Here is a 13,094-nt window from a genome sequence, read left to right on the forward strand (position 1 = left end):
CAAAACACGCGATGCGAACCGGCCCGGCAGAGGTCGCGCATCCCGACAAGGACAGAGCGATGACATATTCCCCCCTCCTCCTGCGGCGCGCGCCGATCGCGATGATCGCCATTCTCGCGGTCGCGGCCTGCGATCGGAACGGAGAGGGGTTCGATCTCGATCTGCGCGGCAATGTAGACGGGTTCAGCACCGCGCCGGCCGTGCGTCAGGGCGTGGCCGCGCCGCCTCAGCCCGATGCGCGCGGCGTGATTTCCTATCCCAACTACCAGGTGGCGATCGCGCGTCGGGGCGACACGATGGCGGATGTGGCAACCCGCGTGGGCCTTCCCGCCGAAGAACTAGCCCGTTACAACGGTGCGCCTGTCGGAGTGGAGCTGCGGCAAGGTGAGGTCATCGCATTGCCACGGCGCGTCAGCGAGCCGTCGCCCGCGACCGGGGCGGTCGCACCCACCAATCCCGGCGCGCTCGGCACCGGAACCGTCACCACCCAACCGCTCGAGGATCGGGCCGGCGCGGCCATCGACCGCGCGCAGGTAAGCGGCGGCGGCGGCGAACCCGTTCGCCATCAGGTCGCCCGTGGCGAAACAGCATTTTCCATCGCGCGGCGATACGGCGTTCCGGTGCAGTCGCTGGGCCAGTGGAACAGTCTCGACGAGAACTACACGGTGCGCGAAGGGCAATACCTGCTGATCCCCGTTGCAGACGCGCCGTCTGCACCGCCCGAAAGCGCACCGGGCGCGGGATCGGTCGCACCGATTCCCCCGTCGGCCGCGGCCCCCCTTCCCGAGGAGGCAGCCAACCAGGAACCGCCCGAACGCCCCGACTCTCCCGATCTGGGCTCCGAGATGACCGAAGAAAGCACGAGCGATGCACGCTTCGCCTTTCCGGTACAGGGCCCGATCATTCGGCCGTTCTCGCGTGGGCAGAATGACGGGATCGACATTTCCGCAACGCCCGGGACGCCGGTGCGCGCGGCGGGCGATGGCGTCGTCGCGGCGATCACCCGCGATACCGATCAGATCCCAATCCTCGTCATCCGGCATCCCGGCGATATCCTGACCGTCTATGCAGGCGTCGAGGGAATCAGCGTCGGCAACGGCGACAGCGTCACCCGTGGGCAGCCCGTCGCACGGATCCGCGACAGCGATCCCGCCTTCCTGCATTTCGAGGTGCGCGAGGGCTTCGACAGTGTCGATCCCGTAAACTACCTCGAATGATCAGAGTGCGACGCCGCGCCGTCCGGCGAGATCGGTGAAATACTGCCACGCGACGCGACCCGACCGGCTGCCGCGCGTGGCCTGCCATTCGATCGCCTCGGATCTCAGAGTCGCGTCGTCGATCTCGACGCCATGCGCGTCGCAATATCCACGGATCATCGCAAGATACTCGTCCTGCGTGCAGGGATGGAAGCCAAGCCAGAGACCGAACCGATCCGAGAGCGAGACCTTCTCTTCGGTGGCTTCGGTCGGAGAGATCGCACTGGCCCGCTCGTTCTCGATCATGTCGCGCGGCATCAGGTGACGCCGGTTCGAGGTGGCGTAGAAGACGACATTGTCGGGCCGTCCCTCTATCCCGCCATCGAGCACGGCCTTCAGCGACTTGTAATGCTGGTCGTCATGCCCGAACGACAGGTCGTCGCAGAAAAGCACGAAACGATGTGCCGCAGCCCTGAGATGCCGCAGAAGCCTGCCGATCGAGGGCAGATCCTCACGCTGGACCTCGACGATCTTGAGCGGCGCGTCCTTCGCAACTTCGGCATGGATAGCCTTGACCAGGCTTGATTTTCCCATGCCGCGTGCGCCCCAGAGAAGCGCGTTGTTCGCAGGCAGGCCCCGCGCGAATTGCCGCGTGTTCTCAAGCAATGTGTCGCGCGACCGGTCGATCCCCACGAGAAGGTTCATCTCTACCCGGTTGACCGTGGGCACCGGTTGCAAACGGTCAGGCGAGACGTGCCAGACGAAGGCGTCCGCGCCGCCGAAATCGGGCGCGTCGAGCGGCGGAGGCGACATCCGCTCCAGCGCGTCGGCAATCCGGGCCATCGGATCGGTCATGGTCGTTTGCTTTCGTCTTCAGGCTCGGGTTCGTCTTCCGCTTCGGCCGCGTCGAAATCGTAGAGGTCCTCGTTTTCGCCCAGCACACCTTCTTCACGCAGCTGCGCGACCCGTTTGCGCTCGACCCGCGCGACGAGGAAGATGGAAATCTCGTAGAGGCCGTAGACCACGACGAACAGGATGACCTGCGTGATCACGTCGGGCGGCGTCACGAGCGCTGCGAGCACGAGAATGCCCACGACTGCATATTTGCGCATGGCGGCCAGCCCACGTGCGGAAACGATGCCCGCCTTGCCCATGAGAGTCAGAAGGACGGGCAGCTGGAAACAGAGCCCGAAAGACACGATGAACTTGATTGTGAGGTTCAGGTATTCCTGCGCGGAGCCCTGGAAGACCACGGAAAGCGGCGCACCAACCTCGGGCGTCAGCGCCTCTCCCTCCGCTCCGAATTGCTGGAATCCCAGGAAGAAGTCGTAGGCGAGCGGCGTTACGACGTAGAAGGCGAATGCCGCGCCAAGGATGAACATGAAGGGCGAGGCAATCAGGAACGGCAGGAACGCGCCACGCTCGGACTTGTAGAGCCCCGGAGCCACGAAGCGCCACATCTGCCCAGCGATGACCGGAAAGGCGAGGAAGAGCCCGCCGAGAAGCGAGACCTTGATCGCGACGAAGAACCCTTCCTGAGGCGATATGAAGATAAGGTCGCAGTCCTGACCCCGCTCGGCCAGAACCTTGCAGAGGGGTTCGGTCAGGAAGTTGAAGATGGGGGTCGCGACCGTGAAGCAGATGATCATGCCGATCGTGAAGGCGATCACGGACTTGATCAACCGGGTTCTGAGCTCGGCCAGATGCTCGATCAGTGGTGCCGCACTGTCGTCGATCTCGTCTCCGGCGCTCATTCGCGGTCTTCCCCGCCTGATTCTGTGGTGAGCGGCGACTCCGCCGCGTTGCCTGTCGATTTCATGGCCGGCGCGGGCTGCGCGGCGGGCACCGTTTCGTCATTCGCGCGGGCAGCCGCCTCGCGGTTCGCCCGATCGGTCGCGGATTGCGAACCGGCTCGCGGGGTCGCGGATTTCGGACGCGAGGACGGGGACTTGCCCGGCTCCCATTTCTGGAACGCCTTCGATGCCTCGTCGAGCTTGTCGAGACCGTATTTCTTGGGATTGCTCAGGCCCTTCAGGTCCCGATTGATATCCTTCACGCCGGACTCGTCCGCGGCGTCCTCCATGGCGCGTTGAAACTCGCGTGCCATCCCCTTGATCTTGCCCGTAAAACGGCCGAGCGTACGAAACATGCCCGGCAGGTCCTTCGGCCCGACGACGATCAACGCGACGATGCCGATGACCAGAAGTTCGGTCATCCCGATATCGAACATGGGCTGCGCCCCCTTCGCGCGATCGCGCGCTTAGCCGCGACGCTCCGGGTCGAGCGTGCTTTCGGGGCTCCGATGCGCGGTCGCGCGGCCGGGGGCCGATGCTTCGCTGTCGTTTTCGGGCGGCGAGATCTCGCGGGCGTTGTCGGACTTGGACTCCTCTGCCTCGCCGTCGCTAACGCCGCGCTTGAAGGCGGTGATGCCCTTGCCGACCTCGCCCATCAGTGACGAGATCTTGCCGCGTCCGAAGAGGACGAGCACCACGACCGCGATCAGAAGAAGGCCGGGCAGGCCGATATTGTTGAGCATCTGCTCTCTCCTTTGCCGGACGGCCGTTCGGATGCCGCCGAATGTGTCACGGCACCGTATCTATGGCATGCAGCCTTCGACGTGAAGGCGCAAAGCGAGATGCCGTGACCACGAACCCGAAAAGCGCCGACAGCTACGCCGCGTCACACGGCCCCGGCGACGCTCCGAAGTACACTTTCGGGAGCCGGGATCTCGACGGCCTCCCCCGTCATCGCAGATCTCTGCGCGGCATGCCCCATCGCCACGGCCCGCGCCCCGTCATCGAGCGTGACTTCGACCGCGCCCTCGCCCATGACAACCCGGCGGAACCGGTCGTGCTGATAGAAGGTCGAGCCGTTGTGATCGCCCGCATCGAGCAGCGTCGGATCGACCGGAATGTCGACGATCTGCGGGCCCTTGGGAGATCTGGGGCTGACGATGACCTGGGGCACCGGCGGCGCGCCGAGATGTGCCGGCCAGAAGCGCGTGGGACCGGGCACCAGCGCCTCGATCTTGCCGTTGGGCCCCGTGACGCTGATCTCTTCCTGATAGCGTGAGCCCTCGGCGAACATGCAGAGCTCGAGCATTGCACGCGCGCCGCTCTCGAAATCCACGATGACGTAGCCGTTGTCCCAGACGTCGGGCTGACGCCCCTCGATGCGATCGTCGCGGAAATTGACGGACTGCCCCGCGCTGGCCATCACGCGGACGGGCTCCGAGCGGAGAATGAGGCGCATGAGGTCGAAGAAGTGGCAGCATTTCTCGACCAGCGTGCCGCCCGACGTCTCGTTGAAGCGGTTCCAGTTGCCGACTTTCTCGAGAAACGGAAAGCGATGCTCGCGGATCGTCAGCATGAGTGGGCCGCCCGTCGCCGCGTCGACCTGATCGATCAACGCCTGGATCGGTGGCATGTAACGATACTCCATCGCCACCCAGATCGGTGCGGCATAACCGAGAGACGCGATCCGGGCGGCCTGCGCCTCGTCGCTGTAGAGCGGCTTTTCCATCAGCATCGGAAGCGGACGGATCCGTCCGATCTGCTCGAGCTGCTGGAGATGCATGTGGTTCGGCGATGCGACGAGAAGGCAGTCGAGCGGTTCGACCGCGAGGAGAGCCTCGATATCGTTGCAGAATTGCGCGCCGGGTGCCATCGCGGCGGCAAGTGCCGCCTGCTCGGCATCTGGTTCGACGATGGCGGCGACGCGGGCATCGGGCAGAAGCGCGATGTTTCTCAGATGCTCCTGACCCATCATGCCGCAGCCGACGATCCCGTAATGTATGACCTTGGACATCTTTTTCCTATTTCAGTCTGCTGACGTAGCGGACCCGGTCCGGATCGAACCAGGTCGTCGAATATTCCACCGGATCGCCATCCTGCGACCACGAGACGCGCGCGACCTGACCCGTGACCGCCCCAGTCCGGCGGTCGAGCGGACCAGACCCCCAGGCAGGCAGCGGCCCGACCCCCACGCGATCCTCGATCCGCACGATCCTGAGCCCGAGGAGCTGCCGATAGGTCTGGTAGAGCGAGGGCAGCATCGCCTCCGGATCGAGCGAGGGTGCACGCCCCCTGTCGAGCCAGATCTCCTCGACCGCGACGGGAAGGTCGTCGAGCAGCCGCAATCGCCTGATGCGGTGGGCATCGGGGGCCGAGCCGAATGGCGGGGAACCCGCAGGTTTCGCGGCGATCTCCACCGACAGGATCCGGGCGTCCGGCAGCCCCGGTCCATCGGGCCGTTCGAGCCTGAAGAATCCGTAGAGCCCGCCGACCTCGCGCACGCCGCGCACGTAGTTCCCCGATCCCTGCCGACGCTCCAGCAATCCTTGCGCGTGCAGCTCGTTCAGAGCCTTTCGCAAGGTTCCGACGGCGACGCCGTGATCGGCGGCCATGTCGCGCTCGGGCGGCAGGCGCTCACCCTCGATCAACGACCCCTGGGCGATCCGACGGATCAGGAGATCGGCAATCTGGAGATAGATCGGCGCGGCGGATGGCCCGGACATGGAGAGGATCCGATTTCGATTGATACACTATTGATGCACTAGGCCACCCGTGTTACGCAAGTCGAAACTCGAACACTTCCGGAAGGATCGCAGCATGACCATCGTCCCCGTCACCTCGGCCGATCTCGACGCCGTCGAGATTTCGTGGTTCGCGGCGCTCTGCTCCGACGATTACCGTCACCTCGGCGTGCCGGAGAACGACCTGAAATCGACCTTCGCCCATTGCAGCGGCATTCTCAGGGAGGCCGAGGCGCAAGGGTTCCGAAACATCCTGTGCCCGTCCTCCTACCAGGTCGGACAGGATACGCTGACCTTCGTCGCGGGGTGTGCGCCCCTCACCGACCGGATCAACATGCTCGCGGCCATCCGCTGCGGCGAGATGCAGCCGATCATGCTCGCCCGCACGGTCGCCACGCTCGATCACATGCTCGAAGGGCGGCTTACGCTGAACGTCATCTCGTCGGACTTTCCCGGCGAGAAGGCCGAAAGCGCCTACCGCTATCAGCGCTCGCGCGAGGTGGTGGAAATCCTCAAGCAGGCCTGGACCCAGGAAGAGATCAACTACACCGGCGAAATATACGATTTCAAAGGGATTACGACGGATCCCGCCAAGCCGTATCAAGAAGGTGGGCCGCTTCTCTATTTTGGGGGGTATTCTCCGTCTGCGCTCGACCTCTGCGGCCAGCATTGCGACGTCTACCTGATGTGGCCCGAGCCGCAGGACCAGCTCGCCCAGCGGATGAAGGACGCCAACGAAGCTGCCGAGAGATATGGTAGAACTCTCGATTACGGTCTGCGCGTGCACATGATCGTTCGTGACACCGAAGCCGAGGCAAAGGAATATGCCGAGCATCTGGTGAGCCAGCTCGACGACGAACTCGGCACGCTGATCCGCGACCGGGCGCACGATTCGACCTCTCTCGGTGTGAGCCATCAGGCCCGCGCTCGCGAGCTTGCCGACCAGTTCGGCTATATCGAACCGAACCTCTGGACTGGAGTCGGCCGTGCGCGGTCGGGCTGCGGTGCCGCCTTGGTCGGCAGTACCGACCAGGTCCTGAGCAAGATCGAGGAATACCGCAAGATGGGCATCCGTGCCTTCATCTTCTCGGGCTACCCGCATATGGACGAATGCAAATCGGTGGGACAGCGCGTCCTGCCAAACCTGAAGACCTGTTCGCTGCCGGAGGCCTACGGAAGGGTCCCGCAGGGAACGCCGCAGACCCCGCTCGGGGCAGGAGAACGCCGCTGATGGATCGTGTGAAGATCACCGAAGACGTAAGTTTCAGCCGCATCGTCTATGGCATGTGGCGGCTTGGCGACGACACCGACACCTCGCCCGAGCATGTTCGCGCCAAGATCGAGGCCTGCCTCGAACAGGGCATCACGACGATGGACCAGGCCGACATCTACGGCGGCTACATGTCCGAAGAGATCCTCGGCCGCGCCCTTACGCCGGAACTGCGCGACGCGATCGAGATCGTGACGAAATGCGACATCGTCGCGCCGGCCGGACGACATTCCGACAAGCGGCTGAAGCATTACGACACGTCGCGCGCACATATCGAGAGCTCGCTCGACGCGTCGCTCGAACTCATGGGCGTCGAGACGGTCGACCTGCTGCTTGTCCACCGGCCCGATCCGTTCATGGATCACCACGAAACGGGTGCTGCACTCGACGCGGCCGTCGCTGCGGGCAAGGCGCGTGCCGTCGGCGTCTCGAACTTCAAGCGCCATGACTGGACGCTGCTGCAATCGGCGATGAAGACTCCGCTCGTCGCCAACCAGATCGAGATGAGCCTAGCTGAGATCTCTCCCTTCACGAATGGCGACCTCTCGTTCATCCGCGAATTCGGGGCCGCCCCGATGGCCTGGTCGCCGCTCGGTGGCGGTTCGCTCATGCAGGGCGAAGGTCAGGGACCGTTGCACCGCAAGCTCGCGGAATATGCGGAGACGCATGGCTGCGACATCGCGACGATCGCGGTGGCATGGCTTCTCGCGCATCCGGCCGGCATCCTTCCGGTCATGGGCACGAACAATGTCGACCGGATCGGCAACCTTGGCCGCGCGGCCGAGATCAAGCTCGATCGGCAGGACTGGTTCGAACTCTACACCCTCGCGCTCGGCCACGAGGTTCCCTGACCCATGACCCAGACCGAGCACACACCCCTCGAGGATACGCGCGCGCTCAGGCAGGCGCTCGGTCGCTTTGCGACGGGCGTCACGGTCATCACGACCGGTACCGAGAACGGACCGCTGGGCATCACGGCGAACAGTTTCGCGTCCGTTTCGCTCGACCCGCCGCTGGTGCTCTGGTCGCCCGCCAAGTCATCGAGCCGCTTCACGCAGTTCGTCAAGTCGGAGAGCTTCGCGATCCACGTCGCGGGCGACGATCAGGCGGATCTCGCCAGCGCCTTCGTCCGCCAGGGCGATGCCTTCGGTGAGCTGGACTGGACGGAAGGTGAAGACGGCACCCCCCTGATCGAGGGATGCCTCGCCCGGTTTCATTGCCGGACCGAAGCGGTCCACGACGCGGGCGATCACGCGATCGTCCTGGGACGGGTCATCGCGGCCTGCCACCGGGAAGGGGCACCGCTGATTTTCTCGGGCGGACAATTCGGCCTGTTCACGAAGCTCCTCTGAAGAAAGGGAGCGGCCGCGCCGGAAGATCCGACGCAGCAAATTTGGGGAGGAAATGCGCATGCGCGTGCTGAGGGGGCTACTGTGGCCCTTCCAGACCTGGAACGACTGGGTGTTGCCCGCTGGCCGCTGGTTCGCGATCGTCGCGATCGCGCTGATGGTCATCGTGACGCTGATCCAGGTTTTCTTTCGCTACGTTCTCAACGCGGCCCTGCCATGGCCGGACGAGGCCGCGCGTTTCATGATGCTCTGGCTGACCGGGCTCATCGCGCCGATGGCCTATCGCCGGGGTGGCTTCGTCGCGATCGACATGCTGCTCTTCTACCTGCCGCGGGCGCTTGCCGCGCTGCTGTCGCTCTTCCTTCTCGCGATTGCCGGGCTCGTCCTCTTCGTGGGCATCCGTATCGGCTATGGCGAGATCACGGGCTTCGGCGGGCAATTCGCCACCGCGTCGCTCTACCTTCCCACACCCGACGGATGGTTCCGCGTTCCCCGCAGCTGGATGATGGCCAGCCTCTTCGTGGGCTTCGTTCTGCTCTTCATCGTCAACATAGAGCTCATCCTGCGCAACCTGCTGAAGCTGCTCGGCGCGACCGATCTCAAACCGCTCGAGCTCGCCGAAGAAGAATTGATGGCCGAATGACATGCTGATCTGGTTCCTTCCCGTCTTCCTCGTCTTTCTCGGCATCGGGCTGCCGGTCTTCTTCGGGCTGCTCGCCGCACCCGGGATCCTGCTCTGGCTGAACGGCCAGGAGCGCGACATCACCCTGCTCTACCGCAACCTCTACAACGGGATGGACAGCTTCCCGCTCCTCGCGATCCCGTTCTTCATGCTCGCGGGCGAGCTGATGAACAAGGGCGGCATCACCGAACGCCTGGTCGAGTTCGCCCAGGCGCTCATGGGCCATCTGCGCGGCGGGCTTGCGCATGTGAACGTCCTGTCGTCGATGCTCTTCGCCGGGCTGTCGGGCTCGGCCGTGGCGGATACCTCGGCGCTCGGCTCCATGCTCATCCCGGCGATGGAGCGTCAGGGCTATACCCGCCGCTTCGCCGCAGCGATCACCGCGGCGTCGTCGGTCATCGGCCCGATCATCCCGCCATCGGGCATCATGATCATCTATGCCTACGTGATGGGTGAATCGGTCGCGGCGCTGTTCCTCGCGGGGATCATTCCGGGCGCGCTCGTGGGTCTGGGGCTGATGCTTGTCATCAAGCTCATGGCAGACCGCTACGACTTCCCGATTGCGAGCGAGAAGACCACCTGGGCCGAACGCGGACGTGCCTCTCTCAAGGCGTTCTTCCCGCTGATGACACCCGTCATCATCATGGGCGGGATCCTTCTGGGCATCTTCACCCCGACCGAGGCGGCGGCCGTCGCCGTGGCCTACGCGCTCATCATCGGCATCTTCATTATGCGCACGCTCAAGATCTCGGACATCACCGAGGTACTGTCGCGGGCCGCCACGACATCGGCGGTGGTGCTGCTGCTTGTGGGTGCCGCGATGGCGTTCAAGACGGTCGTCTCGCTGTCCTACGCGCCGCAGATCCTCGCCGATTTCATCCTGTCGCTTTCCGAGAACCCGCTGATCCTGCTGTTCCTCATCAACGTGCTGCTCTTCTTGGTCGGCATGTTCCTCGATGCGGGACCCGCGATCATCATTCTCGGTCCGATCCTGGGGCCGATCTTCACCTCGCTCGGCGTCGATCCGGTCCATTTCGCGATCATCATGAGCGTCAACCTCACCGTCGGCCTCGCCACGCCGCCCATGGGACTGATCCTATTCGTCGCGTCCTCTGTTTCAGGCGAACGGGTCGAGACGATCTCCAAGGCGATCCTGCCATTCCTCGCGGTCGAGATCCTCGTGATCTTTCTCATCACGTATTTCCCCGCGATCTCGATGACGATTCCGCGCCTGACGGGCTTCGCAAGCTGACCGACACTATAACCAAAGGGAGAGAGACCATGCCGAAACACCTGATGCGCGCCACCCTGGCGGCCCTTCTCGCGACCACGGCGATTGCCGCACAGGCGCAGGACGTGACCCTGCGCGCGACGGCCAATTCCAACGAGAACGACGAGGATTACGACGGGCTCGTCGTCTTCAAGAACTACGTCGAACAGGCCTCCAACGGATCCATCGCCGTCGAGCTCTTCATCGGCACGCAGCTCTGCTCGAACGGGCAGGAATGCATGCAGGGCGTCGCCGACGGATCGATCGACATCTTCGTGTCGACCAGCGGCGGTACCAGCGGGATCTTCCCCTTCGTTCAGGTTCTCGACCTTCCCTACGTGATGGCTGACGACCGGATCGCCGAAGGCGTGCTCGAAGCGGGCAGCGATTTCATGACCACGATGCAGGACATGGTCGAGCAGACGAGTGGCGGTCAGATCAAGCTCATGACGATCGGCAATACCGGCGGCTGGCGCAACTTCGCCAACACGCAACGCCGCGTCGAGACGCCCGAGGACCTCGCAGGCCTCAAGATCCGCACGGTCGTGGCCGACCTCCCGCAAGAGCTGACCCGCGCCCTCGGTGCGGCACCGACGCCGATCCCGTGGCCCGAACTCTTCACCTCGCTCCAGACGGGCGTGGTCGAGGGCACGAAGAACGGCATCACCGACATCATGGGAATGCGCTTTCCCGATGCCGGCCTGCAATACATGACGCTTGACGGTCATGCCTACATGGGCGCGCTCTGGTTCATGAACGGCGAGCGGTTCGCGTCGCTCGACGACCTGCAGAAGCGGATCGTGGTCGACGGATTCTACCAGCTCCAGCAGGCGACCTTCGCCTCGCCCAAGCGCAAGTCGATCGAGGCCTATCAGGCGTTCCAGGAAGGTGGCGGCGATCTCTACGTTCCCACGCCCGAGCAGATGGAGCTCTTCTCCCAAGCGGCGGAACCCGTCTACGAGTGGTTCCAGCAGAACGTCGACGGCGGAGCCGAAATCTACGAGGCGATGACGTCCAGCGTCGAGACGGTCGAGGCCGAGATCGACCGTCAGCGTCAGGCCGTCATCGAGTAGGTCCGCAGTCCAGGGCCGCCCGTCGATCGGGCGGCCCCCACCTTTCTTGCCGCGTCTGGATCCATCGGATCGTCGTCAAGGCGACCGCAGGCGCCGCGATTGTTGCGAGATGGCTTCCCGTTGGGAATTCGGCCTTAAGCACGATGCGTTTCCCCACGAGGGTCAGGTGCCTTGAGAAAGGCGAGCGAGCCTCCCAGAACCGATCTGCTTTCCACCCTTTCCGGCACCCGGGAACCGACCCGAAGCGTTCCACACCCGAGCGGCTTGCGTGTCCCCGCTCACCTGCCTAAAAGCGCGCCCAACACTGCACGAGGAGCCCCGGATGTCGGTGCTGGTCATGAAATTCGGGGGGACGTCGGTCGCGACGCTCGACCGCATCCGCCGCGCCGCCAAACGCGTCGGACGCGAAGTCGCGAACGGCCATGACGTCATCGTCATCGTAAGCGCGATGTCGGGAAAGACGAACGAGCTTGTCGGTTGGGTGAACGAGACATCGCCGCTCTACGATGCGCGCGAATACGACGCCGTGGTCAGTTCGGGCGAGAACGTCACCGCCGGCCTCATGGCGCTGACCCTGCAGGAGATGGACATCCCCGCGCGATCCTGGCAGGGCTGGCAGGTGCCGCTCAGGACCAACGGCACCCACGGCGCGGCCCGGATCGAAGAGATCCCGACCGACAACATCTCCGCCAAATTCGCAGACGGCATGAAGGTCGCCGTCGTCGCGGGCTTTCAGGGCGTCAGCCCCGAGGGCCGGATCACGACGCTCGGGCGCGGCGGGTCCGACACGACGGCCGTGGCCTTCGCCGCAGCATTCGATGCCGTGCGCTGCGACATCTATACCGATGTGGACGGGGTCTACACCACCGATCCGCGCATCACCTCCAAGGCCCGCAAGCTCGACCGGATCGCCTTTGAGGAAATGCTCGAACTCGCCAGTCTCGGGGCGAAGGTCCTCCAGACCCGCTCGGTCGAGCTTGCCATGCGCTACAAGGTGAAATTGCGTGTCCTGAGCTCTTTCGACGAATATGACGAGAATGCCGGGACGCTGGTCTGCGAAGAGGACGAGATCATGGAAAGCAATGTCGTTGCCGGTGTCGCCTATTCGCGCGACGAGGCCAAGATGACCCTTCTGAGCGTCGCCGACCGCCCCGGCATCGCCGCGGCGATCTTCGGGCCGCTGGCCGAGGGCGGCGTGAACGTGGACATGATCGTCCAGAACATCTCGGAGGAGGGTCATACCGACATGACCTTCTCCTGCCCCGTCGACCAGGTGCCGCGCGCCGAGAAGGCGATGCGCGACGCGCGCGAGAGCGGCGAGATCGACTTCCACGACCTCGTGGCCGACACGGAGGTCAGCAAGGTGTCGGTCGTGGGCATCGGCATGCGCAGCCATGCCGGTGTCGCGGCACGGATGTTCAGGGCTCTCAAGGACGAGAACGTCAACATCAAGGTCATCACGACATCCGAGATCAAGATCAGCGTCCTGATCGACCGGAAGTACATGGAGCTTGCAGTTCAGGCGCTCCACGACGCGTTCGAGCTGGAACGCGCGCATTAGGGCTTCCCTGCGGGGGCCGACCGAAGCGGAGGCACCTCGCCCGCGCATCGGGCACCGCCATGCGCGCGGCAGCCGCCCCGACGATTTTAGTCAGTGAATGCCTTGCAATATGCCTCTCTCCGGAGGCATCCTGCGACCGGGTCGCGGTGCGGAAGCTCA

General features: G+C 64.4%; 13 protein-coding genes and 1 pseudogene. 8 read left to right on the plus strand and 6 right to left on the minus strand.

The features are described from left to right. Positions 1-59 precede the first annotated feature (59 nt). Positions 60-1,217, plus strand: coding sequence for a peptidoglycan DD-metalloendopeptidase family protein (locus RVY76_RS05975; RefSeq protein ID WP_317376471.1), 1,158 nt, complete (start codon positions 60-62; stop codon positions 1,215-1,217). Here RVY76_RS05975 and RVY76_RS05980 read toward each other — a convergent pair whose 3' ends face one another. The 6 genes and pseudogenes from RVY76_RS05980 to RVY76_RS06005 form a co-directional block, all read right to left on the minus strand. After that, positions 1,218-2,051: an ATP-binding protein gene (locus tag RVY76_RS05980; protein WP_317376472.1), complete on the minus strand. Its 834-nt coding sequence runs from the start codon at positions 2,049-2,051 to the stop codon at positions 1,218-1,220. Then, the gene (gene tatC, locus RVY76_RS05985; protein ID WP_317376473.1) at positions 2,048-2,950 is read right to left on the minus strand and encodes a twin-arginine translocase subunit TatC; all 903 of its coding nucleotides are present in this window, start codon (positions 2,948-2,950) and stop codon (positions 2,048-2,050) included. Before tatC ends, RVY76_RS05980 begins: the two co-directional genes overlap by 4 nt. Further along, on the minus strand, positions 2,947-3,426 hold the full coding sequence (tatB, locus tag RVY76_RS05990) for a Sec-independent protein translocase protein TatB (RefSeq protein WP_317376474.1): 480 nt from the start codon (positions 3,424-3,426) through the stop codon (positions 2,947-2,949). The genes tatC and tatB overlap by 4 nt, the downstream gene beginning before the upstream one ends. A gap of 102 nt (positions 3,427-3,528) precedes the next feature. Beyond that, a pseudogene (locus tag RVY76_RS05995) lies at positions 3,529-3,732 on the minus strand (twin-arginine translocase TatA/TatE family subunit); the annotation flags it as partial. Positions 3,733-3,875: 143 nt separating this feature from the next. Then, positions 3,876-5,003: a Gfo/Idh/MocA family oxidoreductase gene (locus tag RVY76_RS06000; protein ID WP_317376475.1), complete on the minus strand. Its 1,128-nt coding sequence runs from the start codon at positions 5,001-5,003 to the stop codon at positions 3,876-3,878. 7 nt (positions 5,004-5,010) lie between these two features. After that, positions 5,011-5,712 carry a GntR family transcriptional regulator gene (locus RVY76_RS06005; protein WP_317376476.1) on the minus strand — a complete coding sequence of 234 codons (702 nt, stop codon included), beginning with the start codon at positions 5,710-5,712 and terminating at the stop codon, positions 5,011-5,013. A gap of 94 nt (positions 5,713-5,806) precedes the next feature. On the opposite strand from RVY76_RS06005, the gene RVY76_RS06010 reads away from it, so the two are divergent. From RVY76_RS06010 to RVY76_RS06040, 7 genes are all read left to right on the plus strand, one after another. Next, positions 5,807-6,961, plus strand: coding sequence for an LLM class flavin-dependent oxidoreductase (locus RVY76_RS06010; RefSeq protein ID WP_317376477.1), 1,155 nt, complete (start codon positions 5,807-5,809; stop codon positions 6,959-6,961). Then, on the plus strand, positions 6,961-7,851 hold the full coding sequence (locus tag RVY76_RS06015) for an aldo/keto reductase family oxidoreductase (protein WP_317376478.1): 891 nt from the start codon (positions 6,961-6,963) through the stop codon (positions 7,849-7,851). The genes RVY76_RS06010 and RVY76_RS06015 overlap by 1 nt, the downstream gene beginning before the upstream one ends. 3 nt (positions 7,852-7,854) lie before the next feature. Next, positions 7,855-8,352: a flavin reductase family protein gene (locus RVY76_RS06020; RefSeq protein ID WP_317376479.1), complete on the plus strand. Its 498-nt coding sequence runs from the start codon at positions 7,855-7,857 to the stop codon at positions 8,350-8,352. A 58-nt stretch (positions 8,353-8,410) separates the two neighbouring features. Beyond that, positions 8,411-8,992: a TRAP transporter small permease gene (locus RVY76_RS06025; RefSeq protein ID WP_317376480.1), complete on the plus strand. Its 582-nt coding sequence runs from the start codon at positions 8,411-8,413 to the stop codon at positions 8,990-8,992. Between the two features lies 1 nt (position 8,993). Beyond that, a complete protein-coding gene (locus RVY76_RS06030; protein WP_317376481.1) occupies positions 8,994-10,283 on the plus strand; it encodes a TRAP transporter large permease in 1,290 nt (429 codons plus the stop codon). Positions 10,284-10,312: 29 nt separating this feature from the next. Further along, the gene (gene dctP / locus RVY76_RS06035) at positions 10,313-11,374 is read left to right on the plus strand and encodes a TRAP transporter substrate-binding protein DctP (RefSeq protein WP_317376482.1); all 1,062 of its coding nucleotides are present in this window, start codon (positions 10,313-10,315) and stop codon (positions 11,372-11,374) included. A gap of 322 nt (positions 11,375-11,696) precedes the next feature. After that, complete coding sequence (locus RVY76_RS06040; RefSeq protein ID WP_317376483.1) at positions 11,697-12,935, plus strand: aspartate kinase; 1,239 nt, start codon at positions 11,697-11,699, stop codon at positions 12,933-12,935. Positions 12,936-13,094: the final 159 nt, after the last annotated feature.

The sequence above is a fragment of the Palleronia sp. LCG004 genome (assembly GCF_032931615.1).
Lineage (GTDB): Bacteria > Pseudomonadota > Alphaproteobacteria > Rhodobacterales > Rhodobacteraceae > Palleronia.